The sequence below is a fragment of the Pseudomonas sp. GW823-FHT04A03 genome (assembly GCF_058796615.1).
The window spans coordinates 1,085,184-1,101,555 of record NZ_JBXAIV010000001.1; the positions used below are offsets into that span (position 1 = coordinate 1,085,184).

The window sequence follows — 16,372 nt, forward strand, 5'->3', positions numbered from 1 at the left end:
AAATCGACTATATAGTAATACTAATTACGCAACAACACTTCCAAACCGCCGATTTTGCGCTTATGTTTAGCCGAAGCTCGCAAACAATAGTCTTACAATAAGAGAATCGATCATGTCTGATAAGAAACCCACCCTGCGCTCCGCCCAATGGTTTGGCACGGCCGACAAGAACGGCTTCATGTACCGCAGCTGGATGAAGAATCAGGGCATCGCCGACCATCAGTTCCATGGCAAGCCGATCATCGGCATTTGCAACACCTGGTCGGAACTGACCCCGTGCAACGCGCACTTCCGCCAGATCGCGGAGCACGTCAAACGCGGGGTGATCGAGGCTGGTGGTTTTCCGGTGGAATTCCCGGTGTTCTCCAATGGCGAATCGAACCTGCGCCCGACCGCCATGCTCACCCGCAACCTGGCGAGCATGGACGTCGAGGAAGCGATTCGCGGCAACCCGATTGACGGCGTGGTACTGCTGACCGGTTGCGACAAGACCACCCCGGCCCTGCTGATGGGCGCGGCCAGTTGCGACGTGCCGGCGATCGTCGTCACCGGCGGGCCGATGCTCAACGGTAAACACAAGGGCAAGGACATCGGCTCCGGCACCGTGGTCTGGCAGCTCAGCGAGCAGGTCAAGGCCGGCACCATCACGATTGACGATTTCCTTGCGGCCGAGGGCGGCATGTCCCGCTCGGCCGGTACCTGCAATACCATGGGCACCGCGTCGACCATGGCCTGCATGGCCGAAGCACTCGGCACTTCCCTGCCGCACAACGCGGCGATTCCGGCGGTGGATGCGCGGCGTTATGTGTTGGCGCACATGTCCGGCATGCGGGCGGTCGAGATGGTGCGTGAAGACCTGAAACTGTCGAAGATCCTGACCAAGGAAGCCTTCGAAAACGCGATCCGGGTCAACGCAGCGATTGGTGGTTCGACCAACGCGGTGATCCACCTCAAAGCCATCGCCGGGCGCATCGGCGTCGAGCTGGATCTGGACGACTGGACCCGTATCGGCCGTGGCATGCCGACCATCGTCGACCTGCAACCGTCCGGGCGTTTCCTGATGGAAGAGTTCTACTACGCGGGCGGCTTGCCGGCCGTGCTGCGCCGTCTCGGCGAGGCCAATCTGATCCCCAACCCGAACGCGTTGACCGTCAACGGCAAATCCATCGGCGAGAACACCAAGGACGCGCCGATCTACGGCGAAGACGAAGTGATCCGCACCCTCGACAACCCGATCCGCGCCGACGGCGGCATCTGCGTGTTACGCGGTAACCTGGCGCCACTGGGTGCGGTGCTCAAGCCGTCAGCCGCCACGCCGGAACTGATGCAGCACCGTGGTCGCGCCGTGGTGTTCGAGAACTTCGACATGTACAAGGCGCGGATCAACGACCCGGAACTGGACGTCGATGCCAACTCGATTCTGGTGATGAAGAACTGCGGGCCGAAGGGTTATCCGGGCATGGCGGAAGTCGGCAACATGGGGCTGCCGGCCAAACTGCTGGCACAGGGCGTGACCGACATGGTGCGCATCTCCGACGCGCGAATGAGCGGCACCGCTTACGGCACCGTTGTGTTGCACGTCGCCCCGGAAGCGGCGGCCGGCGGGCCTTTGGCGGCGGTGAAGGAAGGTGACTGGATCGAGCTGGACTGCGCCAGCGGGCGTTTGCATCTGGACATTCCGGACGCTGAACTGGCGGCGCGCATGGCGGATCTGCAACCGCCGCAACAGCTGTTGGTGGGTGGGTATCGTCAGCTGTACATCGACCATGTGCTGCAGGCGGATCAGGGGTGTGACTTCGACTTCCTCGTCGGTTGCCGAGGGGCTGAAGTCCCCCGCCACTCTCACTAACACCACCGCCCCTGTGGGAGCGAGCTTGCTCGCGATTGCGATTTATCATTCAACATCCAGGTTGGCTGACACTCCGCTATCGCGAGCAAGCTCGCTCCCACATTTGCTTTGTGTATCCCCCTCAAGAATGAGCCACGCCTGCTATGATGCGCGGCATCTCCATCGCTCAGGATCGCGCCACTCCCCATGGATTACCGCAAACCTTCCGACCGTAAAAGCATGCACTCGCGCATCGTCCAGGAACTGGGCATGCAGATTGTTTCCGGACGCTTTCTGCCCTGCGACAAGCTGCCCGCCGAAGCCTTGCTCTGCGAGGAATACGCGGTCAGCCGGCCGGTGTTGCGCGAAGCCACGCGGGTGCTGGTCGCCAAGGGCCTGGTGTATTCGAAACCGCGCGTCGGCACCGTGGTCAAGCCACGCCGCGAATGGCACATGCTCGACCCGGACGTGCTGCACTGGCTGATGCAAAGCAGCCCGCAGAATGAATTCTTCAACGTCCTGACCAGTGTGCGCAGCATCATCGAACCGGCCGCCGCCGCCCTCGCCGCCCAGCATGCGACCGATGCCGACATCGCATCGATTGCCGAGGCTTACCAGCGCATGGAAGCCGCGCCGACCCCGGAAGCCTTGCTGCAACCGGATCTGGATTTTCACAGCCGGATTGCCGACGCGACCCATAACGATTTGCTGGCGAACCTGTGCAACATGCTGTCGGTGGCGATTGCCGAGGCGCTGAAGCATTCGAATCAGCGGCCGAATCTGCATGAACTGGCGTTGCCTCGGCACAAGGCGATTTTGACGGCGATCGAGAATCGGGATGCGTTGGGCGCGCGGCATGCGACGTTGGTGCAGCTGGATGATGCGCGCAGTGCCTTGAGTGTTGTGCTTGGGGCGGATCTTTCGTAAGCCTTTAGTGCGCCTGCCCACACCGCAGACATAAAAAAGCCGCAACCCTAAGGTTGCGGCTTTTTCATTTCAGCCAACCGGATCAGTGAGCAAACAGAGAATTCCCCTTCTGCCCCGCCAGTTTCTCCGGCTTGATCAGGAACTTCGCCAGTGCCGGCAGCAGCCACAGCGCACCGAACATGTTCCACAGCAGCATGAAGGTCAGCATCAGGCCCATGTCGGCCTGGAACTTGATCGCCGAGAAGATCCAGGTGCACACGCCGATGGCCAGGCACAGACCAGTGAACAGCACCGCCTTACCGGTGGATTTCAGGGTCTGGTAATAGGCTTCCTGCAACGGCAGGCCGGCACGCAGGAAACTTTCCAGGCGGCTGTAGATGTAGATGCCGTAGTCCACGCCAATCCCGACACCCAGCGCCACCACCGGCAGGGTCGCAACCTTCACGCCGATGCCCATGAACGCCATCAGCGCGTTGCCCAGCACCGAGGTCAGCACCAGCGGCAGCACGATGCACAAGGTCGCCGCCCACGAGCGGAAGGTGATCATGCACATGACCGCCACGCAGATGTACACCAGGATCAGGATGGTCAGCTCGGACTTCTTGATCACCTCGTTGGTGGCCGCTTCGATCCCGGCGTTACCGGCGGCGAGGATGAATTCCAGGCCTTCCTTGTTGTTTTCCTTGGCGAAGTCCTGCACCGCATGCACCGCGCGATCCAGGGTTTCGGCCTTGTGGTCGTTGAGGAACACCAGCACCGGCGCCAAGGAGCAACTGTTGTTGTAGAGGCCATCGGCCCGGGCGATGGAGTTGTTCAGCACGTCCGGGTTGCGCGACAGGGTTTCCCATTTCAGGTTGCCCTCGTTCATGCCCTTGATCATCTGCTTGGACACGGTCACCAGCGAGATCGCCGACTGCACGCCCTCGGTGTTCTGCATCTTCCACATCAGTTCGTCGATCGGCGCCATGGCTTCATAGCGCGAGCAGCCTTCGGACTTGGTCTTGACCATCACCACCAGCACGTCGGAGCTGGTCGAGTAGTTGCTGATGATGAAGTTGTTGTCCTTGTTGTAGCGCGAGTCCGGACGCAGTTCCGGCGCGCCCTGGTCGAGGTCGCCGATCTTCAGGTTCTGGCTGTACCAGAGACCGCCACCGAAGGCGACCAGCGCCAGGGCAATGGAAATCGGGGCGACTTTCGGGTTGGCGAAATTCGACAGCAAGCGCCAGAACGGATGCTCGCGGTGCGCGTCCTTCTTGCTCTTGGCGATGGCGCGCTTGCTGATGCCGACATAGGAAATCGCCACCGGCAGCAGGATCAGGTTGGTGAACACGATCACCGCCACGCCGATGGAAGCGCCGATGGCCAGCTCGCGGATCACGCCGATGTCGATGATCAGCAGCGTGATGAAGCCGACGGCGTCCGCCAGAATCGCGATCATCCCCGGCAGGAACAGCTGACGGAAAGTCCGTCGTGCGGCCGTCAGCGCGTTGTCCGCCTCACCGGATTGCAGGGCGATCCCGTTGATTTTCTGCACGCCGTGGGAAATCCCGATGGCGAAGATCAGGAACGGCACCAGCATCGAATACGGATCGAGTCCGAACCCGAAGAAGTGCATCAACCCGAGTTGCCAGACCACCGCCACCAGCGTGGTGCTCAACACCGCCACAGTGCTGCGCAGGCAGTTGGTGAACCACAGCAGCAGGATCAGGGTGATGACGAACGCGATGCCGAAGAACATCACCACCATCACCAGACCGTCGATCAGGTCGCCGACCTTCTTGGCGAAACCGACGATGTGGATCTTGACGTTGGGGTTCTGCGCTTCGAACTTGTTGCGGATCTTGTCTTCGAGCTCATGGGAGAACTGGCGATAGTCCAGCGCCAGCAGCTTGCCCTGGTCCTGCGGATCCGGGTAGGACTCCAGCAGCGGGATGTCGACGATGCTCGACTTGAAGTCGTTGGCCACCAGACGCCCGACCTGACCGGACTTGAGCACGTTGTTGCGCAGCATGTCGAGGCTGTCCTGAGAGCCGTTGTAGCTCTGTGGGATCACTTCGCCGCCAGCAAAACCTTCCTCGGTCACTTCGGTCCAGCGCACGCTCGGGCTCCACAACGACTTGAGGCCGGAACGGTCGACGCCGGAGATGTAGAACACCTCGTCGTTGATCTGACGCAGGGTCTCCATGTACTCCTTGGAGAAGATGTCGCCATCCTTCGCTTCCACCGAAATGCGCACGGTGTTGCCCAGGTTCGCCAGGTCGTTGCGGTGCTCCATCATCTTTTCAATGAACGGATGCTTGAGCGGGATCATCTTTTCGAAACTGGTGGACGGGCGGATCAGCGTGGCCTGCCAGAACAGGAAAATGCTGACCAGCAGGCAGATCACGATCACTGCCGGGCGGTTGTTGAAGATCAGGCGCTCGAGAAACGTCGCCTTGTCCTGATGATGAGTGCTCAAGGAAGTCATAGCCCCGCCTTCTTATTATTGATTCGGCTCATTTGCCCAGCTCGGCGCCGTTCGCAGTAGTCACGCGAACGCCACCCTGCCCGCTCAGGATCAGATTGCCGTTGCCGGCGGCGGTGACCGACGACAGCGAGATGCGATCCGGACGGTTGAACACACTGAAGGTTTCGCCGTTGTCACTGCTGCTGACCACCGAGCCGCCGTTGCCGACAATGACGATGGAGCCGTCTTCAAGCAGTGTGGCGCCGGACAGGCCGAACTCCAGCGAACCGCGCGCAGCTTTCAGTTCGACCTGCTCCCAGGTGCTGCCGAAATCGGTGGAGCGGTAAAGGTTGCCGCGCAGACCGTAGGCCAGCAGGGTTTGCGGTTGCGCCGTGCCGATCACGCCGAACAGCGAACCTTCGTACGGGCCTTCGAGTTTTTCCCAGGTCTGGCCCCAGTCGGCGGAGCGGAACATGCTGCCCGACTCACCGACGATGAACAGGCCGGCGTCCTTTACCGAAGCGATGGCGTTGAGGTGGAACTGGTCTTCGTTGTCGAGGCGATCGCTGACGTCTTCCCAGTGTTTGCCGCCGTCGGTGGTTTCCAGCAGCGCGCCGTAGGCACCTACGGCCAGACCATTGTTGACGTCCTTGAACCAGACGTCGAGCAGCGGCGATTCACGCTTGAGGTCTTCGAACTGTTTGGTCCAGGTCAGGCCGCCGTCTTCGCTGGCGAGGATCTGTGCGTCGTGGCCGACCGCCCAGCCGTGCTTGTCATCGACGAAATACACGGCAGTCAGCAACTGGCGGCTCGGCACTTTGGCCTGGGTCCAGGTCTTGCCTTGGTCGTCGGAATAGAGAATGTGCCCGCGATCCCCGACCGCCACCAGCCGGGTTCCGGCGTGAACGACATCGAGCATCAGGCTTTTCGAGGCCTTGGCCGATTCGGTGGAATAGACCACGTCGGCAGGCGCTTCGGCGGCGAGAACCGGCGCCGACAATGTGGCAAAGCCCAGCAGAGAGAGTGCTGTGGCCAGCAACGCGGTGTTGCGTAACGCCGGCGGGCGGCAACGACTCATAGACCTTCCCCTGTTTATTATTGTTGGTCATGGACCTTAAGGGCGCCGCAAGGGTGCTCACGGTGACTGCCTGGTCACAAGCATAGTCCTGAAACCCGCCATCCAGAGCCCCTTCGGAAGCTGGCTCATCCTATCGGGCATTCGAAACGTCTGACAATCGGCGCAACGTTATCTTTTGTTAACCGAAAGGGACTACAGCGGCAGCTGAATGCGCGGGCATTCGTCCGACTGATGGCAGGGATTCTTGCGAGGGGGACTTGCACGATCGGTATTATGGTATACCATCAGACGCACAGACACTCTTTATCCCCTACGGAGCAGCTCATGAGTTTCGAAATTCGCAAGATCGTCAGCTATGTCGAAGAAACCTTCATCGAAGGCGGCAAGGCGTCCGACACACCGGTGACCATGGTCGGCCTGGCCGTCGTGATGAAGAACCCGTGGGTCGGCAACGGCTTTGTCGAAGACCTCAAGCCGCAGATCCGCGCCAATTGCTCGGACCTCGGCGCAATGATGGTCGAGCGTCTGGTGGGCATCATCGGCGGTGCCGAGAAGATCGAGGCCTACGGCAAAGCCGCGGTGGTCGGCGCCGACGGCGAAATCGAGCATGCGTCGGCGGTGATCCACACCCTGCGCTTCGGCAATCACTACCGTGAGGCGGTCAAGGCCAAGAGCTACCTGAGCTTCACCAACAAGCGCGGCGGTCCGGGCACTTCGATTCAGATTCCGATGATGCACAAGGACGACGAAGGCCTGCGCTCGCACTACATCACCCTGGAAATGCAGATCGAAGACGCCCCGCGCGCCGACGAAATCGTCGTGGTGCTCGGTTGCGCCGACGGTGGTCGCCTGCACCCGCGCATCGGCAACCGCTACATCGATCTGGAAGAACTGGCCGCCGAAAAAGCCCAGTAATCACAATAAAAAAGGCATTGCAGGAGCGCTCCATGATTCGGCTCACCGCTGAACTCACCCCGGCCGGCACCAGTTATCTGGCGACCGGCCAAGGCCAACCCGTGGTGTTGATCCACGGTGTGGGCTTGAACAAAGAAATGTGGGGCGGCCAGATTGTTGGCCTGGCCACGCAATACCGGGTGATCGCCTACGACATGCTCGGCCATGGCGCCAGCCCGCGACCGGCCAGCGGCACCGCCCTGCTCGGTTATGCCGATCAGTTGCTGGAGCTGCTCGACCACCTGCAATTGCCCGAGGCGTCGGTGATCGGCTTTTCCATGGGCGGTCTGGTGGCGCGGGCGTTTGCCCTGCATTACCCGGAGCGCCTGAAAAGCCTGGTGGTGCTCAACAGCGTGTTCAACCGCAGCGAAGAGCAGCGCGCTGGCGTCATCGCCCGCACGGCGCAGGCTGCCGAACACGGGCCTGATGCGAATGCCGAAGCGGCCCTGTCGCGTTGGTTCAGCCGTGAATATCAGGCGGCCAACCCGGCGCAGATCGCCGCGATCCGCCAGACCCTGGCCGGCAATGATCCGCAGGGCTACCTGACCACCTACGAACTGTTCGCCACCCAGGACATGTACCGCGCCGACGACCTGGGCAGCATCCAGGCGCCGACGCTGATCGCCACCGGCGAACTGGACCCTGGATCGACCCCGGAAATGGCCGAGCAACTGGCCGCGCGCATTCCCGGCGCGAAGGTTGCCGTGCTGCCCGAGCAACGGCATATGATGCCGGTAGAGTCGCCACGGCTGGTGAACCAGACGCTGCTGGAATTTCTCGACACCGCACACGCCCGACAAAACCATATAAAGGGGATCGTTGCATGACGCTCGCACGCTTCCAGATGTGCATCGGCGGAGAGTGGGTCGACGCCCTCTCCGGCAAGACTTTCGAAAGCCTCAACCCGGCGCTGGCCGAACCCTGGGCCGAATTGCCCGACGCGGATGAGGCCGACGTCGAACGCGCCGTACAAGCGGCACAGACCGCTTTCGACAGCCCGGCATGGCGTGGCTTGACCGCCACTGCGCGCGGCAAACTGCTGCGTCGTCTTGGTGACCTGATCGCTGAAAACAAGGAACAACTGGCGCAGCTGGAAAGCCGCGACAATGGCAAGCTGATCCGTGAAACCCGGGGTCAGGTCGGCTATCTGCCGGAGTTCTTCCACTACACCGCCGGCCTCGCCGACAAGCTCGAAGGCGGCACTCTGCCGCTGGATAAACCCGATCTGTTCGCCTACACCGTGCACGAAGCCATGGGCGTGGTCGCCGCGATCATTCCGTGGAACAGCCCGCTGTATCTGACCGCGATCAAACTGGCGCCGGCATTGGCAGCGGGCAACACCATCGTGATCAAGCCGTCCGAGCATGCATCGGCGACCATTCTGGAGCTGGCACGCCTGGCTCTCGAGGCCGGGATTCCACCGGGCGTGGTCAACGTGGTCACCGGTTACGGCCCGAGCACTGGCGCCGCCCTCACCCGCCATCCGCTGATCCGCAAGATCGCTTTCACCGGCGGCGCGGCCACGGCCCGGCATGTGGTGCGCAGCAGCGCCGAGAACTTCGCCAAGTTGTCGCTGGAACTGGGTGGCAAATCACCGAACATCATCTTCGCCGACGCCGATCTCGACAGCGCGATCAATGGCGCCATCGCCGGGATCTACGCGGCGTCCGGGCAGAGCTGCGTATCCGGTTCGCGACTGCTGGTGCAGGATGAAATCTACGACGAATTCGTCAGCCGGTTGGTGGAGCGCGCCCAGCGCATCCGCATCGGCAACCCGCAGGACGACAGCAGCGAAATGGGCCCGATGGCCACCGCGCAGCAACTGGCGGTGGTTGAAGGTCTGGTAGCGGATGCCATCGCCGAAGGCGCGCGCCTGCGTCTCGGTGGCAAGCGTCCGAGTGGCGTCGGTGACGGCTGGTTCTATGAGCCGACGCTGTTCGAGTGCGATCGCAATTCGATGAAGATCATGCAGGAAGAAGTGTTCGGGCCGGTGGCCTCGGTGATCCGCTTCAAAGACGAAGCCGAAGCGCTGGCGATCGCCAACGACTCGCAGTTCGGCCTCGCCGCCGGCATCTGGACCCGCGACCTGGGCCGCGCCCATCGCCTGGCCCGGGACGTGCGCTCGGGGATCATCTGGGTCAACACCTACCGCGCGGTGTCGGCAATGGCACCGATCGGTGGCTTCAAGAACAGTGGCTATGGACGCGAAAGCGGCATCGATTCGGTGCTGGCCTACACCGAACTGAAAACGGTGTGGATCAACCTCTCCCAGGCGCCGATGCCTGATCCGTTTGTGATGCGTTAGGAGTCCTGCGACATGATCGAACCCGGCATTTACAAAGACGTCATGAGCTCGTTTCCGTCCGGGGTCACGGTGGTCACCACCCTCGACCCGGACGGCGGCATCGTCGGCATCACCGCGAGCGCCTTCAGTGCGCTGTCGATTGATCCGGCGCTGGTGCTGTTCTGCCCCAACTACGCTTCCGACACCTACCCGGTGCTGCGCGACAGCAAGCGTTTCGCGATCCATTTGCTGTCCGCCGACCAGACCGCCGAGGCCTACGCCTTTGCCGGCAAAGGCAAGGACAAGGCCAACGGCATCGACTGGCATTTGAGCGAGCTCGGTAACCCGATCCTCGCTAAAGCCACGGCGATCATCGAGTGTGAGTTGTGGCGTGAATACGACGGTGGCGACCACGCGATCATCGTCGGCGCGGTGAAGAACCTGATCCTGCCGGCGCAACCGGTGACGCCGATGATCTATCACAAGGGCAAGCTCGGCGCGTTGCCGACACTGGGGTGAGCGGAGGAACACATGAGCAACGAAAAGTATGAGCAAGGCCTGAAGATCCGCACCCAGGTGCTGGGCGAAGCCTATGTGCAGCGCTCGATCGAGAACGCCGACGACTTCACCCGCCCGCTGCAGGAAATGGTCACCGAATACTGCTGGGGCCATGTCTGGGGACGCGAAGGCCTGTCGCTCAAGGAGCGCAGCATGATCAACCTGGCGATGATCTCGGCGCTCAACCGCCCGCACGAACTGAAACTGCATGTGCGCGGCGCCTTGCGTAACGGCCTGAGTCGTGAGCAAATACGCGAAATTCTGCTTCAGGTCGGTATTTATTGCGGCGTCCCGGCAGCCGTGGACAGTTTCCGGCTCGCCCGTGAAGCCTTCGCCGAAGCCGACGCCGAGGCCTCCAGTTAACCCCTCGGCTGTTTTGATGCCCGTCTGGCATGGACAGCCACCTTAAAGAGCGGACCCCATGAAACGCCTGCCACTCGACGACAGCTTCAAGGTCAATCGCAACCCCGTCACCCTGCGCGAAATCGTGCTGGATAAACTGCGAAGCGCCATCATGAACTTCCAGCTGCTGCCGGGCGATCGCCTGGTGGAGCGCGATCTGTGCGATCGCCTGGGCGTGAGCCGTACGTCGGTGCGTGAAGCCTTGCGTCACCTGGAATCCGAAGGCCTGGTGGAATTCGCCGACGCCAAGGGCCCGCGCGTGGCGATCATCACTCTCGCCGATGCGGTCGACATCTATGAGCTGCGCTGCGTGCTCGAAGGCCTGATCGTCCAGCTGTTCACCCTGCGCGCCAAGGCCAAGGACATCAAGGCCCTGGAAAAAGCCCTCGACGAGAACCGCAAGGCGCTCAAGGACGGCGAACTACAACAGGTGATCGATTCGGTGCAGGGTTTCTACGACGTGCTGCTGGAAGGCTCCGGCAACCATGTCGCGGCCACTCAGTTGCGTCAGTTGCAGGCGCGCATCAGCTACCTGCGCGCGACGTCGGTGTCCCAGGAAAACCGTCGCGGCGCCAGTAATCACGAGATGGAAAAAATGGTCGAGGCGATCAAGAGCGGCGATCCGCTGGCGGCGCATCAGGCGTGCGTCGATCACGTGCGCGCTGCGGCTGCCGTGGCCCTCGATTATCTGAAGCGCAAACAGGAAGAGACCGGCGCCACACCGCCGATCACCCTGCCCATCGCGCTGAAAGAACCGCGCATAGGTCACTGACATGTTCAGCCCGAGCTTTTGCCCGAAATGCGGTGGCGCCGACCTCGGTCAGCAGGTGCCGCCGGGCGATACGCACGAGCGCCTGATGTGCCGCGGCTGCGGCTACATCCACTATGTAAACCCGAAAATCATCGCCGGCTGCATCATCGAGCAGGACGGCAAATACCTCTTGTGCCAACGGGCGATTCCCCCGCGCCCCGGCACCTGGACCCTGCCCGCCGGTTTCATGGAAAGCGGCGAAACCACCGAACAGGCCGCCCTGCGCGAAGTCTGGGAAGAAAGCGGCGTACGCGCGGAAATCGTCTCGCCGTACTCGATCTTCAGCGTGCCGAAGATCAGCGAGGTCTACATCATCTTCCGCGCCCTCGCGCTGGAAATCACCGGCCAGTACGGCCCGGAAACCCTCGCCTGCAAGTTCTTCGCCCCCGAAGACATCCCGTGGGAGCAGATCTACTACCCGGCGATCCGGCAGATCCTCGAACGCTACATCGAGGAACGCCAGGCCGGGGTATATGGCATGTACATGGGCAATGACGACAGCGGCAAGATTCATTTCATGCGCTGAAATATTACCTGTCCTTCTGTTCCTGATCGTTCCTACGCTCCGCGTGGGAATGCCTCTTCGGACGCTCCGCGTTCGGCTCTGGAAGGGACGCGGAGCGTCCCGGGCTGCATTCCCACGCAGAGCGTGGGAACGATCAGAGGTAGGCGATGCCTTCCACAATGATGATCTCCGCCCGCGCCCACTCCTCCCGGTAGCTCTTCGCTTCCTGATACGCCGCCGAGTGGTAGCACGCCACTGCCTGCTCGTAGCTGTCGAATTCAATCACCACGCTGCGCTGCGGCGTCGCCCGACCTTCCATCGCTTCGCTGCGCCCGCCTCTGGCTAAAAACTTCGCGCCGAACTCGGCGAACGCCTTTGGCGCGCGCTCGGTGTATTGGCTGTAGTGATCGGGATCGGTGATGTCCACGTGTGCAATCCAGTACGCCTTCATAGTGACCTCTTGGTTGAATTTGTATTATGGTATACCACGAATTTCAATCCTATCGAGAGTTCAGCATGGCCTTCAACAGCATCGAAGAAATCATCGAAGATTATCGCCTCGGCAAAATGGTGTTGCTGGTCGATGACGAAGACCGGGAAAACGAAGGCGACCTGCTGCTGGCAGCTGATCGTTGCACGCCCGAGGCGATCAGTTTCATGGCCCGTGAGGCTCGGGGGCTGATTTGTCTGACGTTGACTGACGATCATTGCCAGCGTCTGGGGCTGGAGCAGATGGTGCCGAGCAATGGCAGTGTATTCAGCACCGCGTTCACGGTTTCTATCGAAGCGGCGGTCGGCGTGACTACCGGGATTTCCGCCGCTGACCGCGCTTGTACGGTGGCCGCTGCGGTGGCGCCGAACGCACGCGCTGAAGACCTGGTGCAGCCCGGCCATATCTTTCCGCTGCGCGCCAAGGAAGGTGGCGTGCTGACCCGCGCCGGCCACACCGAAGCCGGTTGTGATCTGGCGCGGCTGGCGGGTTTCACGCCCGCCTCGGTGATCGTCGAAGTGATGAACGACGACGGCACCATGGCCCGCCGCCCGGATCTGGAAATCTTTGCCCGCAAGCACGGGATCAAGATCGGCACCATTGCCGACCTGATCCACTATCGCCTGAGCACTGAACACACCATCGAGCGCATCGGCGAACGGGAGTTGCCGACGGTGCATGGCACGTTCCGCCTGATCACCTTTGAAGATCGCATCGAGGGTGGCGTGCACATGGCGATGGTCATGGGCGAATTGCGCCGTGAGGAACCGACGCTGGTCCGCGTGCACGTGATCGATCCGCTGCGGGATCTGGTTGGCGCCGAGTACAGCGGGCCGACGAACTGGACGTTGTGGGCAGCGCTGCAACGTGTCGCCGCCGAAGGGCATGGCGTGGTCGTGGTGCTGGCCAATCATGAGTCGTCGCAGGCGTTGCTGGAGCGCATTCCGCAACTGACACAACCACCACGGCAGTTCAGTCGCTCGCAATCGCGGATCTATTCAGAGGTCGGGACTGGGGCGCAGATTCTGCAAAACCTGGGCGTCGGCAAGCTACGCCACCTGGGCCCACCGCTGAAATATGCCGGTTTGACCGGCTACGATCTGGAAGTGGTCGAGAGCATTCCTTTTACCGAATAACCCCGTTCGCCAGATAGCCGGTACGGCAAAGTGCTTGCACAAAGTTTGGAATACCATAATATGATATTCCATAGACCGGACGACCTGAAAAACCGTCCAGCTACTGCTCCCGACAGGCGGGCAACAACGCAAGCCCGCTCAAAAACACAACAATGAGGGCGTAAAAATGGTGTTGAACAAAGCTGCAACCGCGATCTTTCTTGCGGGACTGCTGAGCGTGACCGGTCAGGCCGCGATGGCCGCCGAGAGTGTGAACTTTGTCAGCTGGGGCGGTAGCACCCAGGATGCGCAGAAACAGGCCTGGGCCGATCCGTTCAGCAAGGCCAGCGGCATCACCGTCGTGCAGGACGGCCCGACCGACTACGGCAAACTCAAGGCCATGGTCGAAAGCGGCAACGTGCAATGGGACGTGGTCGACGTCGAAGCCGACTTCGCCCTGCGCGCCGCCTCCGAAGGCCTGCTCGAACCCCTCGATTTCAAACAGATCCAGCGCGACAAGATCGACCCGCGTTTCGTCAGCGACTACGGCGTCGGCTCGTTCTTCTTCTCCTTCGTCCTCGGCTACAACGAGGGCAAACTTGGTGCCAGCAAGCCGCAGGACTGGAGCGCGCTGTTCGACACCAAGACCTTCCCCGGCAAACGCGCCCTCTATAAATGGCCGAGCCCCGGCGTGCTCGAACTGGCGCTGCTCGCCGACGGCGTGCCAGCCGACAAGCTTTACCCGCTGGATCTGGATCGCGCCTTCAAGAAACTCGACACCATCAAGAAAGACATCGTCTGGTGGGGCGGCGGTGCGCAGTCGCAGCAACTGCTGGCCTCCGGTGAAGCGAGCATGGGCCAGTTCTGGAACGGCCGGATCCACGCCCTGCAGGAAGACGGCGCACCGGTTGGCGTGAGCTGGAAACAGAACCTGGTCATGGCCGACATTCTGGTCGTACCAAAGGGCGCGAAAAACAAGGACGCGGCGATGAAGTTCCTGGCCAGCGCCAGCAGTGCCAAAGGCCAGGCCGACTTCTCCAACCTGACCGCCTACGCCCCGGTCAACGTCGACAGCGTGGCGCGTCTGGACTCGACGCTGGCCCCGAACCTGCCGACTGCCTACGCTAAGGATCAGATCACTCTTGATTTCGCGTATTGGGCCAAGAACGGTCCGGCCATCGCGACACGGTGGAACGAATGGCTGGTCAAATGAAAATGGCGGCCACCGCGTCCCGTCCCTCCACTGCCACCGGGAGCGCCCCGAGCGCTGCCGGCCTGGCTGAAGGCAAAAAGGCGAGTGCCATGGCGCAAGCCCCGTCCCTCAAGCAACGCTGGCGCGGCGCCGGCAATCTCGCGCCGGCGCTGCTGTTCCTCGGTCTGTTCTTTCTCGCACCGCTGATTGGCTTGTTGCTGCGCGGCGTGCTGGAGCCGGTGCCGGGCCTTGGCAACTATGAGCAACTGTTCGCCAACTCGGCGTATGCGCGGGTGCTGTTCAACACCTTTTCGGTGGCGGGACTGGTGACCGTGTTCAGCCTGCTGCTGGGCTTCCCGCTGGCTTGGGCGATCACCCTGGTGCCACGGGGTTGGGGTCGCTGGATCCTCAACATCGTGCTGTTGTCGATGTGGACCAGCCTCCTCGCCCGCACCTATTCCTGGCTGGTGCTGTTGCAGGCTTCGGGCGTCATCAATAAAGCCCTGATGGCCATGGGCATCATCGATCAGCCGCTGGAAATGGTGCACAACCTGACCGGCGTGGTGATCGGCATGAGTTACATCATGATCCCGTTCATCGTGCTGCCGTTGCAGGCGACCATGCAGGCCATCGACCCGATGATCCTGCAGGCCGGCTCGATCTGTGGCGCGAGCCCGTGGACCAACTTCTTCCGGGTGTTCCTGCCTCTGTGCCGGCCGGGTCTGGCGTCCGGCGGGTTGATGGTGTTCGTGATGTCGCTCGGTTACTACGTCACCCCGGCGCTGCTGGGCGGAGCGCAAAACATGATGCTGCCGGAATTCATCATTCAGCAGGTGCAGTCGTTCCTCAACTGGGGCCTGGCCAGCGCCGGCGCCGCGTTGCTGATCGTTATCACTTTGGTGCTGTTCTACGTCTACCTGAAGCTGCAACCGGAATCCCCGGTTGGCGCCAGTAACGCGAGGTAAGCCGACATGCTCCTGACGCCCAATGCCATGAGTCGCCGGATGCGCTTCGGCCTGTATTTCACCACCGGGCTGATCGGTCTGTTCCTGCTGTTGCCGATCGTGTTCATCGTCCTGCTGTCGTTCGGTTCGTCCCAGTGGCTGGTGTTCCCGCCACCGGGCTGGACGCTGAAATGGTACGTGCAGTTCTTCTCCAATGCCGACTGGATGAGCGCAGCGCTGGCCAGCCTCAAGGTCGCGGTGCTGACCACGATCTGCGCCGTCGCCCTCGGTTTGCCGACGGCCTTCGCGCTGGTGCGCGGACGCTTTCCCGGCCGGGAAATGCTATACGGTCTGTTCACCCTGCCAATGATCGTGCCACTGGTGATCATCGCCGTGGCGGTGTACGCGCTGTTCCTCAAGCTCGGTTACACCGGGACGATGTTCGCCTTCGTCGTCAGCCATGTGATCGTCGCGCTGCCGTTCACCATCATCTCGATCATCAACTCGCTGAAGCTGTTCGATCAGTCGATTGAAGACGCAGCGGTGATCTGCGGGGCGTCACGCCTGCAAGCGGTGTTCAAGGTGACCTTTCCGGCGATCCGTCCGGGGATGGTGGCCGGCGCCCTCTTCGCCTTTCTGGTTTCGTGGGACGAAGTGGTGCTCAGCGTGATGATGGCCAGCCCGACCCTGCAAACCCTTCCCGTGAAAATGTGGACCACCCTGCGCCAGGACTTGACGCCCGTGATCGCCGTCGCTTCGACGCTGCTGATCGGCCTGTCGGTATTGGTCATGGTGATCGCCGCCGCCCTGCGCCGGCGCAACGAAATCAGCGCCTGAG

At 61.8% G+C, this 16,372-nt stretch carries 16 protein-coding genes; 13 read left to right on the plus strand and 3 right to left on the minus strand.

The window, feature by feature from the left end:
- The first annotated feature begins 112 nt into the window (after positions 1-112).
- Both AC1Q9F_RS04515 and AC1Q9F_RS04520 read left to right on the plus strand, forming a co-directional pair.
- On the plus strand, positions 113-1,849 hold the full coding sequence (locus AC1Q9F_RS04515; protein WP_011334608.1) for an IlvD/Edd family dehydratase: 1,737 nt from the start codon (positions 113-115) through the stop codon (positions 1,847-1,849).
- A 186-nt stretch (positions 1,850-2,035) separates the two neighbouring features.
- Entirely contained in the window at positions 2,036-2,755 is a 720-nt protein-coding gene (locus AC1Q9F_RS04520) for a FadR/GntR family transcriptional regulator (protein WP_115078210.1), read from the plus strand.
- A gap of 82 nt (positions 2,756-2,837) precedes the next feature.
- On the opposite strand, the gene AC1Q9F_RS04525 is transcribed toward AC1Q9F_RS04520, so the two are convergent.
- Together AC1Q9F_RS04525 and AC1Q9F_RS04530 are read right to left on the minus strand one after the other, a co-directional pair.
- Positions 2,838-5,222: an efflux RND transporter permease subunit gene (locus AC1Q9F_RS04525; protein ID WP_492618825.1), complete on the minus strand. Its 2,385-nt coding sequence runs from the start codon at positions 5,220-5,222 to the stop codon at positions 2,838-2,840.
- Positions 5,223-5,250: 28 nt separating this feature from the next.
- Positions 5,251-6,279, minus strand: coding sequence for a WD40/YVTN/BNR-like repeat-containing protein (locus AC1Q9F_RS04530; RefSeq protein WP_492618824.1), 1,029 nt, complete (start codon positions 6,277-6,279; stop codon positions 5,251-5,253).
- Between the two features lie 324 nt (positions 6,280-6,603).
- On the opposite strand from AC1Q9F_RS04530, the gene AC1Q9F_RS04535 reads away from it, so the two are divergent.
- The 7 genes from AC1Q9F_RS04535 to AC1Q9F_RS04565 are packed head-to-tail and all read left to right on the plus strand — an operon-like array spanning position 6,604 to position 11,814.
- A complete protein-coding gene (locus AC1Q9F_RS04535; protein WP_007957412.1) occupies positions 6,604-7,194 on the plus strand; it encodes an amino acid synthesis family protein in 591 nt (196 codons plus the stop codon).
- Positions 7,195-7,226: 32 nt separating this feature from the next.
- Entirely contained in the window at positions 7,227-8,060 is an 834-nt protein-coding gene (locus tag AC1Q9F_RS04540) for an alpha/beta fold hydrolase (protein WP_085603067.1), read from the plus strand.
- Positions 8,057-9,538 carry an aldehyde dehydrogenase gene (locus AC1Q9F_RS04545; protein WP_085603065.1) on the plus strand — a complete coding sequence of 494 codons (1,482 nt, stop codon included), beginning with the start codon at positions 8,057-8,059 and terminating at the stop codon, positions 9,536-9,538. Before AC1Q9F_RS04540 ends, AC1Q9F_RS04545 begins: the two co-directional genes overlap by 4 nt.
- A gap of 12 nt (positions 9,539-9,550) precedes the next feature.
- Positions 9,551-10,036 carry a flavin reductase family protein gene (locus AC1Q9F_RS04550; protein ID WP_085711335.1) on the plus strand — a complete coding sequence of 162 codons (486 nt, stop codon included), beginning with the start codon at positions 9,551-9,553 and terminating at the stop codon, positions 10,034-10,036.
- 12 nt (positions 10,037-10,048) lie between these two features.
- Positions 10,049-10,438 carry a carboxymuconolactone decarboxylase family protein gene (locus AC1Q9F_RS04555; protein ID WP_007957404.1) on the plus strand — a complete coding sequence of 130 codons (390 nt, stop codon included), beginning with the start codon at positions 10,049-10,051 and terminating at the stop codon, positions 10,436-10,438.
- Between the two features lie 58 nt (positions 10,439-10,496).
- The gene (locus AC1Q9F_RS04560) at positions 10,497-11,249 is read left to right on the plus strand and encodes a GntR family transcriptional regulator (protein WP_085603063.1); all 753 of its coding nucleotides are present in this window, start codon (positions 10,497-10,499) and stop codon (positions 11,247-11,249) included.
- A gap of 1 nt (position 11,250) precedes the next feature.
- Positions 11,251-11,814 (plus strand): NUDIX hydrolase, encoded by a 564-nt coding sequence (locus tag AC1Q9F_RS04565; protein ID WP_007957402.1) that lies wholly within the window; start codon positions 11,251-11,253, stop codon positions 11,812-11,814.
- Between the two features lie 133 nt (positions 11,815-11,947).
- Here the strand turns inward: AC1Q9F_RS04565 and AC1Q9F_RS04570 are convergent, their stop codons facing one another.
- Positions 11,948-12,244 (minus strand): DUF1330 domain-containing protein, encoded by a 297-nt coding sequence (locus AC1Q9F_RS04570; protein WP_492618823.1) that lies wholly within the window; start codon positions 12,242-12,244, stop codon positions 11,948-11,950.
- 65 nt (positions 12,245-12,309) lie between these two features.
- Between AC1Q9F_RS04570 and ribBA the strand changes: the two genes are divergently transcribed.
- The 4 genes from ribBA to AC1Q9F_RS04590 all read left to right on the plus strand — a co-directional run bounded on the left by ribBA (position 12,310) and on the right by AC1Q9F_RS04590 (position 16,371).
- A complete protein-coding gene (gene ribBA / locus AC1Q9F_RS04575) occupies positions 12,310-13,419 on the plus strand; it encodes a bifunctional 3,4-dihydroxy-2-butanone-4-phosphate synthase/GTP cyclohydrolase II (protein WP_039766885.1) in 1,110 nt (369 codons plus the stop codon).
- A gap of 166 nt (positions 13,420-13,585) precedes the next feature.
- Positions 13,586-14,611: an ABC transporter substrate-binding protein gene (locus AC1Q9F_RS04580; protein WP_492618822.1), complete on the plus strand. Its 1,026-nt coding sequence runs from the start codon at positions 13,586-13,588 to the stop codon at positions 14,609-14,611.
- A complete protein-coding gene (locus tag AC1Q9F_RS04585; protein ID WP_085603052.1) occupies positions 14,608-15,555 on the plus strand; it encodes an ABC transporter permease in 948 nt (315 codons plus the stop codon). Before AC1Q9F_RS04580 ends, AC1Q9F_RS04585 begins: the two co-directional genes overlap by 4 nt.
- 6 nt (positions 15,556-15,561) lie before the next feature.
- Entirely contained in the window at positions 15,562-16,371 is an 810-nt protein-coding gene (locus AC1Q9F_RS04590) for an ABC transporter permease (protein ID WP_007957396.1), read from the plus strand.
- Position 16,372 lies beyond the last annotated feature (1 nt).

Coding starts and splice junctions, on each gene's coding strand:
- AC1Q9F_RS04515 (WP_011334608.1), top strand. CDS start 113: ATGTCTGATAAGAAACCCACCCTGCGCTCCGCCCAATGGTTTGGCACG.
- AC1Q9F_RS04520 (WP_115078210.1), top strand. CDS start 2,036: ATGGATTACCGCAAACCTTCCGACCGTAAAAGCATGCACTCGCGCATC.
- AC1Q9F_RS04525 (WP_492618825.1), bottom strand. CDS start 5,222: ATGACTTCCTTGAGCACTCATCATCAGGACAAGGCGACGTTTCTCGAG.
- AC1Q9F_RS04530 (WP_492618824.1), bottom strand. CDS start 6,279: ATGAGTCGTTGCCGCCCGCCGGCGTTACGCAACACCGCGTTGCTGGCC.
- AC1Q9F_RS04535 (WP_007957412.1), top strand. CDS start 6,604: ATGAGTTTCGAAATTCGCAAGATCGTCAGCTATGTCGAAGAAACCTTC.
- AC1Q9F_RS04540 (WP_085603067.1), top strand. CDS start 7,227: ATGATTCGGCTCACCGCTGAACTCACCCCGGCCGGCACCAGTTATCTG.
- AC1Q9F_RS04545 (WP_085603065.1), top strand. CDS start 8,057: ATGACGCTCGCACGCTTCCAGATGTGCATCGGCGGAGAGTGGGTCGAC.
- AC1Q9F_RS04550 (WP_085711335.1), top strand. CDS start 9,551: ATGATCGAACCCGGCATTTACAAAGACGTCATGAGCTCGTTTCCGTCC.
- AC1Q9F_RS04555 (WP_007957404.1), top strand. CDS start 10,049: ATGAGCAACGAAAAGTATGAGCAAGGCCTGAAGATCCGCACCCAGGTG.
- AC1Q9F_RS04560 (WP_085603063.1), top strand. CDS start 10,497: ATGAAACGCCTGCCACTCGACGACAGCTTCAAGGTCAATCGCAACCCC.
- AC1Q9F_RS04565 (WP_007957402.1), top strand. CDS start 11,251: ATGTTCAGCCCGAGCTTTTGCCCGAAATGCGGTGGCGCCGACCTCGGT.
- AC1Q9F_RS04570 (WP_492618823.1), bottom strand. CDS start 12,244: ATGAAGGCGTACTGGATTGCACACGTGGACATCACCGATCCCGATCAC.
- ribBA (WP_039766885.1), top strand. CDS start 12,310: ATGGCCTTCAACAGCATCGAAGAAATCATCGAAGATTATCGCCTCGGC.
- AC1Q9F_RS04580 (WP_492618822.1), top strand. CDS start 13,586: ATGGTGTTGAACAAAGCTGCAACCGCGATCTTTCTTGCGGGACTGCTG.
- AC1Q9F_RS04585 (WP_085603052.1), top strand. CDS start 14,608: ATGAAAATGGCGGCCACCGCGTCCCGTCCCTCCACTGCCACCGGGAGC.
- AC1Q9F_RS04590 (WP_007957396.1), top strand. CDS start 15,562: ATGCTCCTGACGCCCAATGCCATGAGTCGCCGGATGCGCTTCGGCCTG.